Source organism: Pedobacter sp. (genome assembly GCF_035566355.1).
GTDB lineage: Bacteria > Bacteroidota > Bacteroidia > Sphingobacteriales > Sphingobacteriaceae > Pedobacter.
Window position 1 is genome coordinate 1 of the sequence record NZ_DATMRL010000465.1, and the last position, 20602, is coordinate 20602.

At 39.4% G+C, this 20602-nt stretch carries 19 protein-coding genes; 6 read left to right on the forward strand and 13 right to left on the reverse strand.

The window, feature by feature from the left end:
• From VNZ46_RS17970 to VNZ46_RS17990, 5 genes are all read right to left on the reverse strand, one after another.
• Positions 1-2408, reverse strand: a 2408-nt coding sequence (locus VNZ46_RS17970) for an alpha/beta hydrolase family protein (RefSeq protein ID WP_325561410.1), incomplete at its 3' end; no start/stop codon positions are given.
• A 29-nt stretch (positions 2409-2437) separates the two neighbouring features.
• Positions 2438-3898, reverse strand: a complete 1461-nt coding sequence (locus VNZ46_RS17975; protein WP_325561411.1) for a RagB/SusD family nutrient uptake outer membrane protein — start codon at positions 3896-3898, stop codon at positions 2438-2440.
• Between the two features lie 26 nt (positions 3899-3924).
• Positions 3925-7293: a SusC/RagA family TonB-linked outer membrane protein gene (locus VNZ46_RS17980; RefSeq protein WP_325561412.1), complete on the reverse strand. Its 3369-nt coding sequence runs from the start codon at positions 7291-7293 to the stop codon at positions 3925-3927.
• A 248-nt stretch (positions 7294-7541) separates the two neighbouring features.
• Positions 7542-8693, reverse strand: a complete 1152-nt coding sequence (locus VNZ46_RS17985; RefSeq protein WP_325561413.1) for a FecR family protein — start codon at positions 8691-8693, stop codon at positions 7542-7544.
• 282 nt (positions 8694-8975) lie between these two features.
• Complete coding sequence (locus tag VNZ46_RS17990) at positions 8976-9152, reverse strand: hypothetical protein (protein ID WP_325561414.1); 177 nt, start codon at positions 9150-9152, stop codon at positions 8976-8978.
• 305 nt (positions 9153-9457) lie between these two features.
• Here VNZ46_RS17990 and VNZ46_RS17995 point away from each other — a divergent pair, with 305 nt between their 5' ends.
• Both VNZ46_RS17995 and VNZ46_RS18000 read left to right on the forward strand, forming a co-directional pair.
• Positions 9458-10792 carry an MFS transporter gene (locus VNZ46_RS17995; RefSeq protein ID WP_325561415.1) on the forward strand — a complete coding sequence of 445 codons (1335 nt, stop codon included), beginning with the start codon at positions 9458-9460 and terminating at the stop codon, positions 10790-10792.
• A 56-nt stretch (positions 10793-10848) separates the two neighbouring features.
• On the forward strand, positions 10849-11292 hold the full coding sequence (locus VNZ46_RS18000; protein WP_325561416.1) for a hypothetical protein: 444 nt from the start codon (positions 10849-10851) through the stop codon (positions 11290-11292).
• A 92-nt stretch (positions 11293-11384) separates the two neighbouring features.
• Here VNZ46_RS18000 and VNZ46_RS18005 read toward each other — a convergent pair whose 3' ends face one another.
• The 3 genes from VNZ46_RS18005 to VNZ46_RS18015 all read right to left on the reverse strand — a co-directional run bounded on the left by VNZ46_RS18005 (position 11385) and on the right by VNZ46_RS18015 (position 13920).
• Positions 11385-11876 (reverse strand): hypothetical protein, encoded by a 492-nt coding sequence (locus VNZ46_RS18005; protein ID WP_316836789.1) that lies wholly within the window; start codon positions 11874-11876, stop codon positions 11385-11387.
• A 50-nt stretch (positions 11877-11926) separates the two neighbouring features.
• The gene (locus VNZ46_RS18010) at positions 11927-12982 is read right to left on the reverse strand and encodes a hypothetical protein (RefSeq protein WP_325561417.1); all 1056 of its coding nucleotides are present in this window, start codon (positions 12980-12982) and stop codon (positions 11927-11929) included.
• A 71-nt stretch (positions 12983-13053) separates the two neighbouring features.
• Complete coding sequence (locus tag VNZ46_RS18015; RefSeq protein WP_325561418.1) at positions 13054-13920, reverse strand: helix-turn-helix transcriptional regulator; 867 nt, start codon at positions 13918-13920, stop codon at positions 13054-13056.
• Positions 13921-14115: 195 nt separating this feature from the next.
• On the opposite strand from VNZ46_RS18015, the gene VNZ46_RS18020 reads away from it, so the two are divergent.
• Positions 14116-15087 (forward strand): aldo/keto reductase, encoded by a 972-nt coding sequence (locus VNZ46_RS18020; protein ID WP_325561419.1) that lies wholly within the window; start codon positions 14116-14118, stop codon positions 15085-15087.
• Complete coding sequence (locus tag VNZ46_RS18025) at positions 15088-15894, forward strand: AraC family transcriptional regulator (protein WP_325561420.1); 807 nt, start codon at positions 15088-15090, stop codon at positions 15892-15894.
• A gap of 25 nt (positions 15895-15919) precedes the next feature.
• Here the strand turns inward: VNZ46_RS18025 and VNZ46_RS18030 are convergent, their stop codons facing one another.
• Positions 15920-16354 carry a VOC family protein gene (locus VNZ46_RS18030; RefSeq protein WP_325561421.1) on the reverse strand — a complete coding sequence of 145 codons (435 nt, stop codon included), beginning with the start codon at positions 16352-16354 and terminating at the stop codon, positions 15920-15922.
• A 372-nt stretch (positions 16355-16726) separates the two neighbouring features.
• Here VNZ46_RS18030 and VNZ46_RS18035 point away from each other — a divergent pair, with 372 nt between their 5' ends.
• Positions 16727-17185, forward strand: a complete 459-nt coding sequence (locus VNZ46_RS18035; protein ID WP_325561422.1) for a hypothetical protein — start codon at positions 16727-16729, stop codon at positions 17183-17185.
• A 40-nt stretch (positions 17186-17225) separates the two neighbouring features.
• Here the strand turns inward: VNZ46_RS18035 and VNZ46_RS18040 are convergent, their stop codons facing one another.
• Both VNZ46_RS18040 and VNZ46_RS18045 read right to left on the reverse strand, forming a co-directional pair.
• Positions 17226-17807, reverse strand: coding sequence for a hypothetical protein (locus tag VNZ46_RS18040; RefSeq protein ID WP_325561423.1), 582 nt, complete (start codon positions 17805-17807; stop codon positions 17226-17228).
• A 149-nt stretch (positions 17808-17956) separates the two neighbouring features.
• Positions 17957-18934, reverse strand: a complete 978-nt coding sequence (locus VNZ46_RS18045) for an NmrA/HSCARG family protein (RefSeq protein ID WP_325561424.1) — start codon at positions 18932-18934, stop codon at positions 17957-17959.
• 111 nt (positions 18935-19045) lie between these two features.
• Between VNZ46_RS18045 and VNZ46_RS18050 the strand changes: the two genes are divergently transcribed.
• Entirely contained in the window at positions 19046-19444 is a 399-nt protein-coding gene (locus VNZ46_RS18050) for a helix-turn-helix domain-containing protein (protein WP_325561425.1), read from the forward strand.
• Here the strand turns inward: VNZ46_RS18050 and VNZ46_RS18055 are convergent.
• Together VNZ46_RS18055 and VNZ46_RS18060 are read right to left on the reverse strand one after the other, a co-directional pair.
• A complete protein-coding gene (locus VNZ46_RS18055; protein WP_325561426.1) occupies positions 19407-19937 on the reverse strand; it encodes a GNAT family N-acetyltransferase in 531 nt (176 codons plus the stop codon). The genes VNZ46_RS18050 and VNZ46_RS18055 overlap by 38 nt on opposite strands.
• Before the next feature lie 93 nt (positions 19938-20030).
• Positions 20031-20602, reverse strand: a 572-nt coding sequence (locus tag VNZ46_RS18060) for an SDR family oxidoreductase (RefSeq protein WP_325561427.1), incomplete at its 5' end; no start/stop codon positions are given.

Sequence of the window (20602 nt, forward strand, 5' to 3'; positions counted from 1 at the left end):
AAATAGAATTCCAGGGTATTAGAAAAGGGACATCCATCATCTTTCTTACCTTGCATTATGAGTAAAGGTGTAGTAATCTTATCTACTTGAAAGATTGGTGAACTTTTAATATAAGCATCTGGCTTTTCCCAGAGACTCGCACCAATTCTGGTTTGGCCTCCTTCATGATACTCGTCACTAAAAGCAATTCCATTGCTACTATCAATACCTCCATAATGGCTGACCCAATCCGAAAATCCTGAGGAGCTTACTGCGGATGCAAATAAATTCGTATGGGTTACTAAATAATTCGTTTGGATTCCTCCAAAACTACAGCCCTGTAGTCCTATTTTCTTTGCGTTAACAAAGGATAAAGTTGAAACATAAGTAGCAGCAGAAACCATAGCATCATAGGTACCTTGCATTGGATCGCCTATTTTATAATATATATCAGGGCTAAAAACTAAATATCCACGACTTACATAAGTGGGAATATCGATAGTACAACCTGCACATAGAAGTTCTGGTTTCAGATATGCATTCAAGCCATCTGATTTACGTTCGTAATAGTAAAATATAACGGGATATTTTTTATTAGGATCAAAGTTCTCTGGTTTATATAAAATACCTTGTAATTTTCTCCCATCGAGCGATTTCCAGCTATGCAATTCGGTAGTATACCAATTGTACTTCTGTTGAGGCTGTAAATCAGTTAGCCTGGTAAAAGTTTTAAAATCCCTTGTACTAAAATAATTTGGAGCATCCGTAGAATTCATACGTCTAACAACATATACATCTGCATTCTTTGCCTTTATTGGAGACACACCATCATCTTCAACATAACCACTATTTGTTTTATACAAATAAGGGCCCATATGCAAAAACTCAGGGTCCCCGGTTTTATCCAATTGTTTGAGAAAAAAGCCATTGTTTTTATTCTCTGTATCAAAAGCAGTTAGATACAATCTAGAGTGTCTGTTTGCATCACCATCAAATGTAAGATTAAACAATATCTTATTTTTCCTACCATAATAATTAGTTAGATTTATTGGCTTATCCCTATTCAATGGATCTAGTTTCCAAATATCATATCGGTCATAAACCAAGACAGACTCATCATCTTTCAGCCACGTGGCTATTCCTCGACCATAAGATGAAGCGCCGGGAATGTCGTCTCTACTCATACTAGTCCATGAAACATTGAGTCCTCTAGTTAAGTTTCGAATCGCATCAGTTGCGATTTCATAGCTACAGTAGCTTTGTTTTACCCGATCAAACCATATGATATATTTTCCGCAGGGAGAGAGTCTAGCAACGCCAGACCTCACTCCGTCTAGAAAATTCAAACGCTTTCTATTGCCACTTTTTAAGGTAACCAAATCCCAACTAGGTTTGTAGGCGGCACTCCACTGAGCGCCTACACTAGGGTTCTCTACTAAGGCTACTGTAGTTGTACTATTTTCAGATTTTGAAAACTGAAACCATTCTCTTCTTTGCCGCTCCAGACGTATCAATCGATAATCCTCTATATCAATTACAGCAATATATTCTTGATCGGTTGCATCGCTTCCCTGTTCCGTCTGCAGTTTTACATCTGTATAGCTCCAGATTTCAACAACTTCATTTTTGGGTTTTACGGTCACACCCTTTCTATTCAACGAGGTGAATAGAAACTTTCCGTCATTACTGAATGAATCCAGATACCCTAAACTAAACCCAGCCTCCATACTTGAGTTTTTTTTATCAGAGATACAATTAGCATTAGCGGCGTTAAATTTATAATACCAAACTGAATCCCCTGTCTTGAATGCTAATTGCCTATGCTTAACATCCAGAATCAAATTTTCTGGTTTATTGCCTTCCCATATCTTGGAAATTTCCCCAGTAGCTATATCTCCAATATTTATGGATTGTCTCTCCTGAGTGCCTTGAATAGATTTAATTAAAACCAACATACCTTTTTCAAAACTCCAACTATCCACATCGGTAAAGTGATTCTCTTTACTAGTTCTCAAATTCTTTAAAGTTATACTCTTTGGATTACGGCCAAGGGGATACAATAGATATTCTCCTCCATTAGTCTCCTCGAGTCTGCACCAAGATATATTTGGAATATATTTAATTTGATTCGTTCCAAGGGTAAGTATTCCCAGGCTATCATTCTTGTTGATAAAGAAGAAGTATTTATCACTTAAAGCGCCCCCATTACCATCTTTCAGTTCTCCGTTAAATTCCTTTTTCCATTCCCCATCTGTAGATTGCACTACTATAGTCCCACTTTTAATCGGAATATTCTTAATACTGTAAAGTACATATCTTCCATTCTTGCTAATTATTGGACCTTCTACAGAAGGCCAAGTTTTATAGGCTGTAGAATCTACTACTGGTTTCTGCGCAAACAAACTATTTGCGCAGAAAATCATCATCATTATTAAAAAAAATCTCATTACTGTTATTATTAAAATCCCGGAGTTTGCGTTAAATTCGGATTACTTTGAAGTTCATAAGTCGAAATCGGATAATACTGTTGATAGCTTTTCCATGCCTCACCATTGCTTTTCTTCGGCGTGACTTTGGTCATTACCTCGTCCACTTTTCCTGTTCGTTTAAGATCTAACCACCGATGCCCCCATTCTGTAAAAAGTTCGATTCGTTTCTCTTTTAAAATAAGCGTAATCAGATCTTCTTGATTAATATTTGGATTTATATCCTTAACCAAAGGTAAACCCGCCCTGCTTCGGATCTGATCCACATCATAGATGGCATTGGCTAGATCACCTAATCGAGCCCTGGACTCTGATCGAATTAAATACAATTCACCTAAACGCATTATTGTGCTATATTCCGTAACCGGAGCATTCGTTATAGATGATTGTTTGACCTTGTACTTGTATGGATAATAATAGATCGTGGCATTTGCATTTACATTCCCCACCCAACTAACCTTCCTCCGATCACCTGTTTCAAAATCTTTAAGTAATTCGTTGCTCAAATAAACAGGGTTAAAACTTGATGGTCCTTCATCTGGTATGACAAAGGTCTGTGCTTCCGCACTATTAAATCCATTTGCCGTAGGTTGCAATTGCCAGATTGCCTCATGATTGTTCTTTAAAAACACGTTTTCCAAGATTTCCAATTGGAAGAACATATGATTTGACAAAACTGCAGTAGCTGCTGCATCAGCATCTGCCCATCTTCCCATAAAAAGGTATGTCCTCGCCAGCATTGCTGTTGCGGCCCATTTGTTGGGCCTTACACGTTCTTCCGATCCGAGAGAATACTCTGTAATCCCGTCTCCTTTCAAATAGCCATTACTCAACAAGCCCTGTGCAACTTGCAAGTCTGCTACAATTTGATCATATACTTTCGCCTTTGCAGTGCGGTTAATCACGGCATTGATCTTATAGTCTGTACTTAATACCAATGGCACATCACCATATAAGTTCACCAGGTAAAAATAATAGAACGCCCGCATAAAATAAACTTCGCCCATTAAATGCTGCTTAACTGCAGGAGTTAAGCCAGAAGAAGATTCCAGTCCTTCCAAAGCAGCATTGATCACATACAATCTTTTATACGTAGTACCCCAAAAATCACTATTTATATATAATGAAGTAAGCGAATTTTGATAATATACTGCAAGCGCTGAGTTTCCCGCTCCAGAATAATAATCAAGTTCATCTGCAGATAAACTACCAATACCGGATAGACTACTAAGTTCTTGTGGGTTTACTGGAGTACCATTACTTAAATTTACATACAAGGACGTGATTGCTCCAACAGCGGTTGCATCATTGTTATAAATATTATCAGAGTTGACGCTAGTTATGGGACCATCAACCTCAACGAGTTTTTTACAACTGTTAAGTGCGATTGCAACTGCGATTAAAGCCAAAGTGGAAATTATTTTGCAATTCATTTTGTTATTTTTTAGATGGAAAACATTTATAAACTGGCTTTCAGACCCAAAGTAACTACTCGTAGAGGAGGAAGTGTAGTCGAGTTTTTTGTTTCTGGATCCAATCCTTTATAATTGGTGAAAGTCCATAGATTTTGTCCCTGAATAAATAAGCTGCAATTTTGTAAATGCACGCGCTTAATCCAGGTCTCGGGTAATTGCCAGGAAATTGAAACATTCTTTAAACGTATATAAGAAGCATCTGCCCAGGCGGCATCACTTCCATACACGCTATTTAAAGTCTGTCTTATTAATCCAGAACTATTTGTTGTGAATCTTTGTCTTAACGAGATATCTCCGGGTTTCTGCCAACGATCCAATAGCGATGATAATTGATTTCCCTCACCATCAAACCAACGCCCTGATACACCATACCCAAACCATTGATTTTGGGCGATTTGCTTCACAAAAGAAAAAAGAAAGTCTAACTGAAAACCCTTGTATGAGAATGAATTCTGAAAACCTCCATAAAACTTAGGGGCTTGATCAATTAAAATAACATTATCTAAACTAGGATCAGGTTTAAATGTAGGATTGCCATTGTGATCTTCAAATTGGTATAATCCTGTTGCCGGATCTACACCTAAAAAATGAAATACACGTACAGCACTTAATGGATCTCCGATAATAGGTTTATCCGTAAAACGGGTATCTGTACTAGCCATTAATAAGGTTTTAGGTATCGTTACATTGAGACTGCTCGTCCATTTAATGTTATTTTTTTGAAGGTTTGTACTAGTGACGCTAAACTCCCATCCGGAATTTTCGACCTTATCTGTTTTATTCTGGTCTATATATCCAAAACCAGTAGTCAATGGAAGGACATAGCTACTTAGCTGATTAGATGAACGGTTTCTATAGTAATTCGCGTTTAAGAGTATTCTATCTTTCAAAAAACCCAGGTCCAATCCAAATTGCAGTTTTCGGGTTTCCTCCCATTCCAGATAGGGATTCGTTAACCGATTAGGCTGATAGGTCACAACTCCCTGATAAGGCGCGCCTTGCACAACTGGATCGTACAGACTTAAAAAACGATAATCCCCAATTTGATCACTGCCTGTCGTACCATAACTCATTCTTAGTTTTCCAAAACTTAATATGGGTATATGCCCCTTAATTAACTCTTCATTAGAAAAAATCCAGGCTCCTCCAAAAGCTCCAAAATTATGAAACTGGCTTTTAGGTCCAAACCTTGAGCTACCATCTCTCCTACCAGTAAAATTCACAATATATTTATCTTTCCAGTTATAATTGATCCGACCAAATACAGCATTGTACTTATAAATAGAACTAACCGAAGATATTGCAGTTACGATAGTAGCAGAAAGTATATCCTCCATCACCAGATCATTACTAAAACCTAATGCTGAAATTCCCGAGCTTAAATTAGTATTCCTCGATATTGTCGCACCTGAAAGTATTTCTAGTTTACCCCTGCCTATATGATGAATGTAAGTTAGTTGAGGCTCTATAGACCACGCATTCATCTCACTATGTACAAAGAAGGTCGACCGTAATCTATAAGGAAGTAGTTCAGGTGGTTGAGATTGAAGAAGAAGCTTGTTAATGATATTAGTCTTCAGGTTATTATAGCCAAAAACGCTCTTTATCTCAAGCCCAGGTAATATTTGATAACTCAAAGTCATATTGCTTATCAAGTTGGATGTTTTATTTAGAAAATCATTAAACGTAAAACCAATTGGGTTAGCTAGAAAGGTTGTATTTCCAGAGGCGTCTGGTGCCCAGTTGATACTGCCGTCAGCTTTAAATAAAGCTGGTGCTACAGGAGCCAATTGCATTGCATCAGCTGTTAAATCTACATTAGGCAACTTATTATCATCCGATAAATAGCTTCCTGAAAACCCAATCTTGAATTTCTGGTTGGCGGAGGTATTGTTAAGATTAAAATGTATTGAGGTTTTGTTATCCGAAAAATTACCAGGAAAAACAGTTGTTTCCCGATGATGCCCAGCGCCAACTAAGAAGTTGGTTCGATCATTTCCTCCGGATACAGAAGCATTCAGATCCTGAAAAGTAGCAGCCCCACCGATCAATTCTTTCTGCCAGTCGGTATAACGGGAAATATCCCAATTGCCATTAATGTCGCTGTCATCATATGGACCTGGATCTGGGGCGGCGATACCATCATTTCGTAAAGCCTCTCTCCTCATTTCAATGTACTGTTCTGAATTCATCAAATCTAGCTTTCTGGGTACTCTTGCCCAGCCCGATTGAAGATTCAGATTCACTTTGGTATCTCCTGCTTTTCCCTTTTTGGTAGTAATAAGAATCGCTCCGTTAGCCGCACGGGAACCATAAATTGCAGTTGCGTCACCATCTTTTAACACATCAATACTCTCAATATCAGATGGGTTGATAAAACTCAATGGATTTCCTACCGACGATGCATTGTCACGAGAAGCACCAGAATTCCCTAAAATTTCATTTCCTCCAGGCAATAGTTGAGACGAAAAGGGAACACCATCAATTACATACAAAGGATCATTTCCATTATTAATACTATTTTGCCCTTGTATTCTAACCTTCACCCCCGTTCCTGCAAATCCAGTAGCCTGTTCTATAAACAATCCTGGTACACGTCCTTGTAAAGCTAACAGCGGATTATTCACTGGCTGCTTCTCAATCACATTAGCTTTAATCGTAGTCACATTCCCTGTACTAAGCCTCTGCGTAGTCGTACCATAAGCAATGACTTGAACTTCATCCAATTTAGACAAACTCTGCTCCAGCACTACATTCCCCATATTCGCCGAAGCACTCACTTCCTTTGGCAAATACCCAATAAAACTTATCACCAGCACAGCACCCTCTTCCACTCCCCTCAAAAAGAACCTTCCGTCCTTATCTGTACTAACTCCTTTTCCTGTTTTGTTTACCTTCACGCTCGCTCCGGGAAGCGGACGATTCCCCGAATCCACCACCCTGCCAGAAGCATCAATGCTAGCCCAGCGATTAGCCAGGCGTTCCAGAAAGGTGGGTTCCTTTCTTTCTATCAATACGCTTTGGTCTGATATGGTAAATTTCACGGGTTGGTCTTTAAAACTGACATTCAATACTTCTTCCAGTGGGGTATCTTTAAAATGAGCGTCTATCTTCCGGTTTTGATCTATTTTTTTATCTGAATAGAACACGCTATAGCCGGTTTGTTTACTGATTTCTCTAAAGAGGCTTTCTATGGTGATCCCTTTTTGGTTAAGCGTTATTTTCTGCGCAAAACTGGATGCGCTGACCTGCATTATACATACGGTGATTAAAAAAGTGGTGATTTTCATGACCAGCAGGAGTTTCCTCATGCGGCATCTTGGCCAGCACGAGTTCTTAATGTAAAAATTCATACATTTGAGTTGTTTGGGTTAAATCGTAAATAATTTTCGCGAATTGTACTCGAGAGTAACCTGAACATATAAACCGGGGGTGTTTGCTGCACTCCTGGTTCTTTTTACACCATCATCCTGATGGTGCTTATTCAGTTCGATCAACCTTACGGCCCTGCTGTTTTGCTTTCTGTTTTCATTTTTGGTTAATTTTGTCGGTTAATTGATATTTATTGGTTGGGTGGTTAGCCCAATGATGATTCTATACATTATTTTAATACAGTTACGGTTCGGCCTGCTATTTTAAAATGTAAGCCTTCACTTTTTTCCATTAGGGTTAATACTTTAGAGATCTGGTCGTATTTAGATACCATACCGCTAAATGTGGTGGTTTGATCAATCTCACCCTGGAATTGAATATCTACATTATACCATCTTGCTAATTTACGCATTACTGATGGTAAAGCCTCGTTCCTAAAATAAAACTGCCCATCCTTCCAGTCTGTAAACGAAGCGGCAACCACTTCTTTTACACTGAGTTTGCCTCCGGCAAGGATCGCCTGTTCGTTAGGTTTAAGCACCAAGCCATTAATACGCACCGAGCCTTCCAATAGTGTAGTTTTAGTATCTGGCTCATCACTATAACTGTTCACATTAAAGTGCGTACCCAATACAGTAACCTCCTGATTTTTGGATTTCACCACAAAAGGTTGGAGTTTGTTCTTAAATATTTCAAAGTAGGCTTCGCCACTAAGTTCAACCACCCGCTGCCCACGCCCATTAAAGGAAACAGGATAAATCAATTTAGAAGCGGCGTTAAGCCATACTTTGGATCCGTCAGGGAGTCGGACCTGATACTGCCCCCCGCGGGGCGTTTCGATTGTGTTGAGAGCATTCGAATATTTTATCCCGTCACTGCTTTCCTCATCGCTACCTCTCGTGGCATATACCACCTGCCCATCAGCAGTCTTTGTAATTTCTACACCTGCTTCTTTAGCAAGCTCACCATTAGACGCATCAGTTAACGATACACGTTTACCATTAGACAACACCAGGTAAGCTTTGTTCCCACCAGGCTTGATATCGTTTGCTAACAGGTCTCTCGTCGCTCCGCTTCCCTCGAGATGACGTTGAGTATAAAAGAAAACACCCAAACCAACAACCAAAAGAATCGCAGCTGCCGCAGCGATACGAGGCCATAATTTACGAGTCGATCTGTTTGCTTGCACACCAATTTCATTCTGAATATTTTTAAGCATCGCAGCTTTTAAAATTTCTTCTTCATTAGCTACCGTTGCAAACCACTCCACCTCTTCTGAAGATGTCGTTCTATACCATGCAGATAGTTGATCCAGCTCCTGTGGAGTTGCAGTATTGTTAAAATACTTCCTTACCAGTTCTTCTATTTGTTCTTTTTGCATGGTACCTTATTTGGTTAATATATAGTGAAGTGCCTTCTCAACCCCGGTTACCCTTGGTCTAAAAAAAATATTTTTTACGGATTCATTATTTATCACCAATATTGCGTGAATTCAACTCACTAAAAGCATCTATAATTTGATCTAGGTTCTTATTAGTTAACATCAAGATTTAATGTATAAACCTTGTTCGCAAGGTGAGGGTAATCAAGAAACATATAACTGTAATCAAGAAAATAGACTTCATAAAATATCTCTTGATCCGTTATAAACTGATAAGTAAGTTTATCCTTTTCTATTAATTGGTAAGGGAGTAGCAAAGTTGTAGTCATCTTTAAGATCTGAAAACTTCGCGCCCTTTTTCAAATGTTCGTGAATAGCCAATTTATCTTCAAGTATTTTCTTGAAGATAGCTCCCCCTTTAGAGTTTACAGCCTGATCTTTTGTTTTTGACTTATCCATTGATACAAATATAGGGTTGCGAAGAATGATTTATTATAACTCAAAGGTAGGTAGATATTACGTTTACACATTATATTTTATACCGGTATTTTTCCAGAAAATGTTCAAAAAAAACATATAAAATTTGGTGATTAGTCCTGCTTCTCAAACATCATCATGATCACCATACATCTTCATGGTACACTCAAACTAGACTCTGTCTTGCCCAACTGGTTCCTGACTGTCTTTTGAGATTTTTTTTAAAGCCTATAAGAATGCAAAAAAAATATATGTGTATCTTAAACAGTTAATTGACTGCTCCTCTTATGGAAAAAATAAAACACCCTGACCAAATATCTTCAACTGCAGACCGGATCTCTGTCCGTCAACTCAAGGCTATATTTGGCGGGTCTATTGGAAACTTGGTAGAATGGTACGATTGGTATGCCTACTCCGCTTTTGCCATTTATTTTTCTGCATCGTTTTTCCCAAAAGGGAATCCGACCGTGCAATTGCTGAATACCGCAGGTATTTTTGCCCTTGGTTTTCTCATGCGGCCGCTTGGAGGTTATATTTTTGGCCGCATAGCAGACCAGATCGGCAGGAAACAGTCCATGACATTATCTGTATTACTGATGTCTTTAGGTTCTCTATTAATTGCACTTACACCAAACTATCATACCATCGGCATCATAGCTCCTATCCTATTGCTAACAGCAAGATTATTGCAGGGACTTAGCGTAGGAGGCGAATATGGGGTATCTGCAACCTATCTGAGTGAAATGGCCAGTAAAAACCGGCGGGGTTTTTATTCCAGTTTTCAATATGTGACCCTGATTGGCGGGCAATTGCTTGCCCTGGCCATTCAAATTGCTTTACAGCAGTTTTTCCTCTCCGAAGAGCAGCTGTCGGAATGGGGCTGGCGCATTCCATTTGCTTTCGGTGCCATTCTTTCCATTGTCGCACTTTACCTTCGGAAAAACCTCGAAGAAACCCAGGCCTTTGAAAATCAGAAACTAAAACCAAAGGAAAAAAAAGGAACACTGAAAGAATTGCTAAAACATCCCAAGGCAGTAGCCACGGTGATCGGCCTTACCTTGGGTGGCACACTTGCTTTTTACACCTATACCACGTACATGCAAAAATTCTTGGTGAATACAGTCCACATGAGTAAAGAGCAATCTACCCTGATGTCCTTTTTCACCTTATTCATTTTTGCCTGCCTGCAACCCGTATTTGGTGCATTATCTGATAAAATTGGCCGTCGCCCCCTGTTAATTGGTTTTGGCATTTTAGGAACCCTCTGTACAGTTCCTTTACTGACTACCCTGAGCCATACCACTTCGCAATGGGAAGCCTTTTTCCTCTTAATGGCTGCTTTGGTTATCGTAAGCGGTTACACCAGCATCAACGCAGTGGTAAAAGCAGAGTTGTTCCCAGCAGAGATCAGAGCACTGGGCGTAGGCCTTCCCTATGCTTTGACCGTGGCAATTTTTGGAGGAACAGCAGAATATATTGCATTATGGCTCAAAGACTGGAACCATGAAACCTATTACTATTGGTATATTACCTTTTGTATTTTCCTCTCTTTAATGGTTTACGTATTTATGAGAGACACCAAAGAGAACTCCCTTCTAAATCAGGATGCCCTGCAAGAATAACTAAACAAGAATAACTAACTTAAATCAAATAGAATTTTCACCTAAATTTTAAAAAGATGAACACAAAAAAACTATTCCTCAGCCTGGCATTTGCAATGTTCTGCACATTTACATTCGCGCAATCACCCGCTAAACCAGAAAAACCAACTAAACCCGTAATGGTCGGCGGCGACAGAGATAAACACGGTTGTATAGGCTCCGCAGGATATACCTACTCCGTTATCAAAAAGGATTGCGTCAGGCTCTTCGAGCAAAAAACCCAGTTAAAAGAAGTCAACGCAAAAGGATCCGCCACCTTCAACGCAACCGTTATTTTCAGTGCAGATAACAAACAAGCAGAGATATTCGTCCCACGCTCAAAATCAAGTACCATACTCACCAGAACAAGAGGAACAAAAAGAAGTTCAGTCTGGAAAAAAGGCAAGTATGCCCTATATCAAAAAGGAGATACCTATATCCTCAAAGAATCCAATAAACCAATTTTCGCACAGGTATCTTAAATAGATATTCATATAATTCAGGATGCTGTTGTCTGATTCAGCAAATCGCTATCACCACCACAGCATCCTGAACTTTCAGTATCTAAAATTTCTTATTTATTCGATCCATATGTGAATCTCTTATTTTGAGATTGGTCTACCGCAACCACCACACTTTCATTCGTTTCCACCTTACCATCAACTTCAGTTTTATAGCTGGCAGTGATCGGGCCACCCTCTAAATTAGAAACACTAATGCTCAATTCCCCAAAATCAAATGGTTTTACGGTTTCGAACACATAAGTTTTTGTGGTACCTAGAAAACTTTTCTCGTCTATTATTATAGTGTTTTGGTTACCTTGCGATGTGCCATTTATTTTCCAAACAGGTGCTCCGTACTGGCTGGCATCATGGTTTGCGGCACTTACCTGAACATCTACCTGATCGTCTTGATCAGCTCCTGTTACTGTAACCGTCATTTTCATTGAAATTTTATTACCGCTATTTGGGTTATCGTCAGATTTCTTTTTGCAGGATGCTAAAAACATAATACCTACTGATATGACCATAACTGTTAATAAAGATTTTTTTGAGATTGATTTCATAATTGTTTTTTAAGATTTGTTATTTAATTGTTTTTCATTTGTAGTAGTAACTATTGGTTCTTTTTAAAAAGTCCTGCCTGCAAGTTCGAACCTATCGAACCTTCCGCTAACTGCAGGTAATTGCGCTTACTCTGATCTTTTTCAATTTTTACAGTTCCGGTAGTTTGTACGTTTTTCATTTCCAGAAAATCTGTTGAAGTCGCATCATTGCCGCTTAACGGGCCACTTCCAAATCCAGCCAGATTGGTATTGCCAGCAAAAATGCAATCAACGGCTTTGTAGCGGCGTGTACTTCCTTTTTCTCTTATCCATACTGTACTGCAGTTTGCAATGATGTTGTTGTGAAAATCGAAATCCTCTCCATTGGTACTTTTTGTAGTCCAAACACCGCTGAAATAACAGCCATACACCAGCGAATAACGCATCACATTTCGGCTACCAGTCCCTCCGTCAGTTTGCCAGAAAACAACTGGATTTTTGCAGTTAAAGAAAACACAATGGTCGATAACCAGGCCATAACCATTGGCTATAACCCCCACGTGCAAGGGCAATACATCCACATCACCAGCAAACAGACATTGTGTTACAAGCAAATCGTCCAATCTTTTTCCATCACGCCATATTGGATAGGAACGGCGTAGATTCGTTCCATCTACATAAGAGTAATCTGGACTGCCGGTAAATCTTATTCCTTCAATGGTTACATGGCTAACCTCCGGTTGTATACCTCTAGCTTCTTCTCCCCCAACACCTGGCGCAAGCGGCACGGCTGTTACCACAACCGGCATTTTTTGAGGCGTCCAGTCTGCATCGTCGGGCATCACATCCGCACGAAGGACAAGACGGTCTTTAAGGCTATATTTGTCATTGCTGAATACAACGGTTTGGGTCAACAGGTGTACACCTTCCGAAAGGAAGATTGTGGTGGCTCCCGGCTCTTTGTTTAAGTTTACGCGCTTTGCGGCCTCAATAATTGTCTTTAACGGACTTCTCTTTATTCCGGAATTGGTGTCATTACCAGTCTGAGGATTAACATATAATTGTTCTGCCTGTACAAACACTACGCTCATGATGAACAGGAGAAGACTAAATGTGCATTTGATCATGTTCTTTTTTTTGGTAAAATTAGAACATGCTTATCCCATTAAAATGGTCATTTTCTCTTTAAAATGGTCATTTAAATCTTCTTTCGGTATTGCTGAGGTGTGGTACCTGTAAATTTTTTAAAGAAACGGTTGAAATTAGACGGATCTGAAAAGCCAAACTCGTAGGAAATCTCTTTGGAGGATTTGTTTTGATAAAGCTGTTTCTTTATTTCTGAAATCAGCTTGTAATGAATCATTTGCTGAGCTGACAATCCACTAAATTGTCTACAGATTTTATTAAGGAATCCTGAGCTGACATTCAGCATTTTTGTATAGGCTTCAACACTCTGATCATCCACAAATCTCTTTTCCAGCAAAGATCGGAACCTATAAAAATCTGGATGGACATAGGTGTCTCTTTGAACATTGTAAACACCCGCGTAATATCGATTGAGCAGTACAAGCAATTGATATAAAAGTGACCTGATCAAATGATTACTATCATTCTGAAGCTGCCCGAACTCCCCTTCTATTCCATATAAAAGCTCCAGACATTTTACAAATGGCAACTCCGATAGCTGCATGTCGTTTGGACGTGAATATTGATGGAAATATTGGAACCGGTATAGGAAGAGTTCGTCCGAAAAAAAAAGATGGAGAAAGTCTTTTTCAAAGAACAATACATAGCCACTTACCTTCTGCTCAATTTCCCAGCAACGTACCTGCCCGGGACTCGTAAAAATGATCGTTCGTGGGGTTATCACTGTCTTATTTTCGTCCAATGTAAAAGTGCCCGCCCCCTCTTCGATGAAAATAATTTCGTAGAAACTAAGTTGATGTAAGGTACTATCTAACACATAATGATTCAATGTTTCTATACGGCCAATATCCAATAACAGTTCCGACCCATACTTATAGGGGAGAAAATGATAGGTTTTAATTTTGGAGACTGCTGCCATTTCTTTTTACAATTTCTTCACGCTCTAAATTTAGCGGAATAGATAAATCCTGCCAACTAAATCAACATCTAAAAACAAAAACCCCGTTTCCATACCCCATAGCTATCCCCACCTCGTCCAACAGTGAGCTGCCAGGATAATTAATTTGAGCCTTACAGATAAGCTCAATACTGATGGATGACTGATATTTGTATCATGACAACGATCAAAAAAATACAACTGGGCCAAAATGGTCCGTCCGTGTCCAAACTAGGTTTGGGCTGTATGCGTATGTCTTCCGTATGGGGAGGGCCAACACCAGATGAAACGGAAAGTATAGCTACCATACAATCTGCGCTCGACAATGGTATCAATTTTTTAAATACCGGCGACTTTTATGGTGCAGGACACAATGAAATGTTGATTGGCAAAGCCATTAAAGGCCGCAGGGACGATGCTTTCATCAGCGTTAAATTTGGTGCTTTCTTTCATAATGGCCAATGGCTGGGCTTGGACCTACGCCCAGTGGCGATTAAGAATTTCATCAATTATTCGCTTACCCGTTTAGGCATTGAAACCATAGACCTGTACCAGCCCTGCCGCATGGACGGCAGCGTGCCCGTAGAAGATATTATAGGTACCATAGCCGACCTGATCAAAGAAGGTAAAGTGCGCCACATTGGTGTTTCTGAGATTACGGCTGATCAATTGCGCGAAGCAAATAAGGTTCATCCGATAAGCGCGTTGGAAATTGGCTATTCACTGGCAGACCGTCAGATAGAAAGCGAATTGTTACCCGCCGCTAAAGAATTGGGTATCGCAGTAGTCGCCTTCGCCAACACTGCCGAAGGTCTGTTAACAGGCGATATGAAAGCACCGCTTCCAGCCAATGACCATCACTTGCACTTCTCGCGCTTTCAGGGCGATAACCTCATCAAAAACCTGGAAAAAGTAGAAGTATTGAAAGCCTTAGCAAAAGATAAACAAGCTACACCTACACAAATCGCCATTGCCTGGGTAAATACGCAAGGCGACCATATCATGCCGTTGGTAAGCATGAGCCGCCGTTCAAGATTGCCAGAAAATATAGCTGCCATGAGTATTGAATTTACGACGGCTGAAATAGAATTATTAAACACTACTTTTGCACCGGGCGCCATCTTAGGCGGCACTTATTTACAGAGATAAATGACCAATCCAGCTGAAATACTACCCGGTGTAATCTTCTATTCCTATCTCTCCGCAGAACGAAAAGATAAAGTATGCTTCTGGAACCATCATACGCTGGTATTGATGGTTTCCGGGCAACTTCATTTAGAAACGGCCGAACAGCGCATGGAGGTCAAAGCAGGCGAAATGATGCTGGTCGGTAAAAATCAGCTGGGTACGCTTACTAAAACACCTCTTCCAGGCCAAAGTTATGAAAGCATCGTCATTTGCCTTCAGGAAGATCTGTTGCGTAAAATAGCGCTGGAAGAACAAATCGGTACCAGTCCTAAATATATCGGCCCATCTAATGTGCCTATTCCACCCGATCCATTTCTTGTTGGTTATTTTCAATCCATTATTCCTTATGCACGTGCCATAGCAGGGCCGCTTACAGAAGATATGGGCATGCTCAAAGTCAAAGAAGGCGTTAAACTATTATTACATAGTCTGCCGCAATTGAAGTCGTATCTGTTCGATTTTGCAGAACCTTATAAAATTGATCTGGAGCGCTTCATGATGACCAATTTTCATTTTAATGTCCCGATTGAAAGGTTTGCACGGCTCACCGGACGCAGTCTGGCAGGTTTTAAACGCGACTTTACAAAAACGTTTGGCATGCCGCCCCGTCAATGGCTGTTAGATAAACGCCTTCATGCAGCAAAGCATTTGATCGAACAGAAAAATCAAAAACCATCAGCCATTTATTTAGATCTCGGCTTCGAAAGTCTGCCTCATTTTTCACGTTCGTTCAAGCAAAAATTCGGCAAAGCACCCTCAATGATCTGATTCAACGAAAGGATTAAAGTTAACCTTACCCGTTATACTCCGGGTTAAACTCAACAATCCACTCAATGCCATATTTATCCCTGAACATTCCAGCGTAAGTACCCCAAGGGCTGTCGCCAATTGGCCCATCCACTTCTCCGCCTACTGATAATCCATTAAATATCTTATCAGCCTCTTCACGGCTTTCCGCATCCACATATATTTTAGACCGATTTTCACTTTCACTTACCCGTCCCATAAATCCGGGAACATCGTTCCCTATCAACACATTGTTCTTGCCAAGCGGCAAACCGATGTACATTATTTTATTTGCCTCCTCTTCCGCTACCTGAAACTCGGGTCCAGATAGATCTTTAAAACGGATGATCTTTGTAAACTCACTGCCAAAAACCGATTTGTAAAAAGTGAACGCCTCTTCGGCATTACCATTGAAGTTGATCCAGGGATTAATTGCTCTCATGATATTTAGTTTATCTTGTCTCTAAAATAACAATTGAAAATTAAGATTTATAAAAAAACCATCCGCCAATCAAAAAGCGAAACGCCATCATCACCCCCGTCACCCTCAAGGTCTAGAATTGCATTCGAACCCTACATTAATCATTTAAATTGGTCTAAGTTTTTAATAACGGAAGGAGCCGTCATATGCTCTAAAGTAAGCTTTTCGCACCAAAGTTCAAACTTTACCCCAGAACACAATCAACCCAATAAATACCTACCTTCATCTTTCCACACACTCATCGATATAAAATGAAGCACGTTGCAAATAAAATAATTACCTATCTTTAATAATTAAAATGAAGCTTTATTTTAACCTCTAAAACTGGTTTCTATGAATTTTTGGAAAGGTTTTAATATATTTTGGATCATCTTTTTGTTGTTTTTTGCGATTGGACTGCCACTTATTCTCCATTACGGCGGAGGTCTTCATAAAAGCGATTTTGAGATGATTCACACATCTGCCAGCGAAGCATTCGTTTTGCTTGGCCTGGGCACGGCATTTTGGTTCATCGTATTTATTTATTACTTCAAGAAATTTTTGATTAATCCTACTTTGAAAAAAAATGGCATTATTCGACTGTTTGGGCTGCTACTTTTGATCGCTTTGGCGGCAGGATTATTGGTTTATAGCTATAAAAATGAAAGCCATGGCTATGGTTGGCGGTATCTGTATTTTTGGCATCCTTACGTCATCATTCCCGGCTCTTTTATTTTTTATTCAAGTTTTTTATTTGGCAATATCAATGGTGTTTTTTCAATTTTTTTGGGCAAATCCGAAAAACCATATTAAAATATCTTCCCGAGGGCCATCACCACGAGGTTCAAACTCATTATTGGTACAAATTTAACACACCAGGCTCAATTTTTAAATCGGGTCTAAAGTTTAATATACCTGTTACGAAATGGCGGGTAAGCTGGTTACTGTTGGTGATAACAACGTCCGAATCAAAATCAGGTTGTTTTCTCAGAAGCCCGCCAGATTCAGCATCCAAAACATAAAAGTTTAATAGGAAAGGCCCGTCCTCTCCGAGCTCGCTCAAAAACACATCATATTTTTCATTCTGCGGACGGGTTTTCAAATCATCGAAATTTAATGTTTTAATCAGTTCTATGTCTCTGTAATAATTAATACCATTTTTATCTATCGTTATTTTGGTAACATTACTTTTCGTCTTTTTTCGCATCGTTACCATCAGCCATCCAAAAAACCACACCAGCAGTAAGGTCAGTACAAGCATTCCTATTTTTAAACCGATTGAAATATGTCCTGAATTAAAAACGAGTATCGTTAATCCTATCATTGCAATGGGTACAAATACAGACATCGACCACCCAAATCCTTTGATGAATGAAGTGAAAACATGGGAATGCCTGGATGTTATTTCGGGGAAATTGTTTTTAGTAAATGTCATTTTAAATGATGTACCTGTACAATGTGGTCGTATTTGATTATATGTAAATTTAAAAATATACAACTAAGAACACAAATTTGCCCAATCTAGCGCATTCTTGGTAAAGTTATTCAAGCCACAGTCAGATTCAAGCACCTCCTCAAAACCGATCAATAAGAAATTTTCTCACCTTGCCAACCAGTACTGCGAAGAAACTGTTCCCAATTAAGACTATTCTGGTTGATTTTCCGACTCCATAACAAATCACGATCTCTGCCGAAATAACCATATTCCACTGCATACTCTGCCATCCCCAAAATCTCACTCACTAAAAGCTCATTCGAGCCAAAATCCGGAAAATAATGAAGCATAGTCTCCCTGGTGAATGCAGAACCATAAATAGCTTTCTTGCCTGTAACCCGAACAAAAGTGTCTACCATTTCCTGAGGTGAAATAATATCGCCAATTACAGGCAAAGACTTACCGGCATATTGACCCGGATTAGAAAAAATCTCCAAAACGGCTGGCCCAGTAGCGGTAAGGGGATCAACAAATGGCGCACGAAAATCTTTTGGTAGATAAACAGGAAATACAAGTGTATCCCCCTCAACAATAGGAGTATAAAACTCCATAAAATTGGTGTAAAAAAAAGCCATATAGATAAATGAGCTGGTGATTGGAAGCGTACGAATATATTCTTCAATCATCGCCTTATCTGTAAAATGAGGAGCAAACTTTTTCCCTTGCGTAATTTTGTCTACATTTTCCAAACTGCTAAAAACAATATGCTGAACCCCTGCTTCAACCGCTGCATCTGCTAACTCTCTACCCAACTCCATCTCGTGAGTTTGCGGTGGAACAATACTTGGCGTCATCATGAAAACACCATCCGAGCTACGAAATGCTTCAATGAACTCTTTTTTATATCCCAGGTCAAGTGGTAACTTCCGAAGTTCAACTCCCTGTTCGGCCAAACCAATCGCTTCCGGAGAATCAACCCGTCGGGTAATCCCGCGTACCCGGTACCGCCCACTCTCTAATAGTGTATGCGCAGCACTGCGTCCTTGTTTACCCAAAACACCAACTATGGTGATCAGCGGTTTATCTTCCTGTTTCAGTGCTTCATTTGATTTTAAATTCGATATCATTCTTTTATGATTTAAGTGAAATCTTATACTATAAAAATTATAGTTGCAAAATTATTTATAGCACACTACATTTGCAATAACTATCCAAACAGATAGGTTAAAAAATGCCGTATGAAAACAGAATGTATTGGTGATTACGTAAAACTAAAGGGGAAAGTTTACCCATGCACGATAAGTCTTGCAATGGATTTAATCGGTGGCAAATGGAAAGCGGTAATTCTGTATCATTTAAAAGATGCTGAAAAACGTTATAGCGAGCTTCGCAAAGAAGTACCAAATGTGACCGAAATGACGTTGAGTTTACAGCTCAAACAATTGGAAAAGGACGGCTTAGTATCGAGGAAAGTATATGGCAAAAAACCTCCTATTAAAGTTATTTACAGCCTGACAGACTTTGGAAAAACATTTATACCAGTCCTGGAAGCAATTACGAGCTGGGGAAACCAGATCGTTTTAGAAAAAGGTGAATTCGTCAACAACTCTTTTTATAATGTTTCCGGTATTCAATAATATGGAGAAATGTGTTTTCATCTTTCGCTTCCTTATACTCTCCAAATATGGAAAAACCTAGCTTTTCAGGAATTCTCCTGCTTGGTACATTTTCCTTATCAACAGGATAAATCAAATAGTTGAATTTCAAATTTTCTTCTATGAAATTGATTAACCCCTCTACAATTTCAGTTCCAAATCCCTGACCATGCACGTCTTTTTTCAGCCAAAGCCCTAACTCTATAGATTCCTCAGAGATATTGTGAATCCCACAACACCCTAAAAAAGCTTCACTATCTTTGTGAATAGAAGCGAAAACAAAATCGGTACCATTGATTAAGCCTAGTTTAGCTTTATCCAAAAAATCTTGAACTTCCCCCTCATCACCAATAGGTGTATAAGGCATATACGTAGTAATCTGAGGGGTAAACTCTCTAAGAATCTCATCCTTATATTTATCAGATACAGATATCAGGCTTAATCTTTGGGTTTCTATTTTTATCTGAGACCACATAGGTTATTATATGGAGCGAATATATCAAACGAAATACTCCCCTTCTAATTACTTTATAGAAAAAAACCTATCTAATAACTTTTAACATGATCCTCACATGGGTTGCGAAGTAGGTCTGATTATAATTTCACTCGTATCTACATCTTCGGGTTGAGCAATGGCATAGGCAACCGCATTGGCAATACTTACTGCCGGAATAGACATTTTTCTCATCTCATCAATGGATGTTTTCACCTCTTCAACTGAAATGGTATGCGACAATTCACTTTCGGTTAGTCCCGGAGAAATGATGGTAGTGCGGATGTTATATGGTTTTACTTCCTGTCTGAATCCTTCACTAATTGCACGCACTGCAAATTTTGTAGCTGAATACACAGCTGAAGTTGGAGCAACGATGTGTCCGGCAACTGATGATATATTGATTACCTGTCCTGATTTCTGTGCTTTAAAGTAAGGGATTACAGCTGCGATTCCGTGCAATACACCTTTTATATTTACATCGATCATCTGATTCCATTCTTCGAATTTAAGGCTTTCAATTAACGACAAAGGCATTACGCCCGCATTGTTCACAATCACATCTACTTTGCCGAATTCCGCTACTGTATCTTTAACCAGGTTTTCGAGATCCACCCTGTTGCTCACATCGGTACGACGTGCAATGG

Coding starts and splice junctions, on each gene's coding strand:
- VNZ46_RS17990 (WP_325561414.1), bottom strand. CDS start 9,152: ATGGATAAGTCAAAAACAAAAGATCAGGCTGTAAACTCTAAAGGGGGA.
- VNZ46_RS17985 (WP_325561413.1), bottom strand. CDS start 8,693: ATGCAAAAAGAACAAATAGAAGAACTGGTAAGGAAGTATTTTAACAAT.
- VNZ46_RS18010 (WP_325561417.1), bottom strand. CDS start 12,982: ATGATCAAATGCACATTTAGTCTTCTCCTGTTCATCATGAGCGTAGTG.
- VNZ46_RS18000 (WP_325561416.1), top strand. CDS start 10,849: ATGAACACAAAAAAACTATTCCTCAGCCTGGCATTTGCAATGTTCTGC.
- VNZ46_RS18040 (WP_325561423.1), bottom strand. CDS start 17,807: ATGACATTTACTAAAAACAATTTCCCCGAAATAACATCCAGGCATTCC.
- VNZ46_RS18005 (WP_316836789.1), bottom strand. CDS start 11,876: ATGAAATCAATCTCAAAAAAATCTTTATTAACAGTTATGGTCATATCA.
- VNZ46_RS17980 (WP_325561412.1), bottom strand. CDS start 7,293: ATGAATTTTTACATTAAGAACTCGTGCTGGCCAAGATGCCGCATGAGG.
- VNZ46_RS18055 (WP_325561426.1), bottom strand. CDS start 19,937: ATGTGGTCTCAGATAAAAATAGAAACCCAAAGATTAAGCCTGATATCT.
- VNZ46_RS18045 (WP_325561424.1), bottom strand. CDS start 18,934: ATGATATCGAATTTAAAATCAAATGAAGCACTGAAACAGGAAGATAAA.
- VNZ46_RS18025 (WP_325561420.1), top strand. CDS start 15,088: ATGACCAATCCAGCTGAAATACTACCCGGTGTAATCTTCTATTCCTAT.
- VNZ46_RS18050 (WP_325561425.1), top strand. CDS start 19,046: ATGAAAACAGAATGTATTGGTGATTACGTAAAACTAAAGGGGAAAGTT.
- VNZ46_RS18035 (WP_325561422.1), top strand. CDS start 16,727: ATGAATTTTTGGAAAGGTTTTAATATATTTTGGATCATCTTTTTGTTG.
- VNZ46_RS17975 (WP_325561411.1), bottom strand. CDS start 3,898: ATGAATTGCAAAATAATTTCCACTTTGGCTTTAATCGCAGTTGCAATC.
- VNZ46_RS18015 (WP_325561418.1), bottom strand. CDS start 13,920: ATGGCAGCAGTCTCCAAAATTAAAACCTATCATTTTCTCCCCTATAAG.
- VNZ46_RS18020 (WP_325561419.1), top strand. CDS start 14,116: ATGACAACGATCAAAAAAATACAACTGGGCCAAAATGGTCCGTCCGTG.
- VNZ46_RS18030 (WP_325561421.1), bottom strand. CDS start 16,354: ATGAGAGCAATTAATCCCTGGATCAACTTCAATGGTAATGCCGAAGAG.
- VNZ46_RS17995 (WP_325561415.1), top strand. CDS start 9,458: ATGGAAAAAATAAAACACCCTGACCAAATATCTTCAACTGCAGACCGG.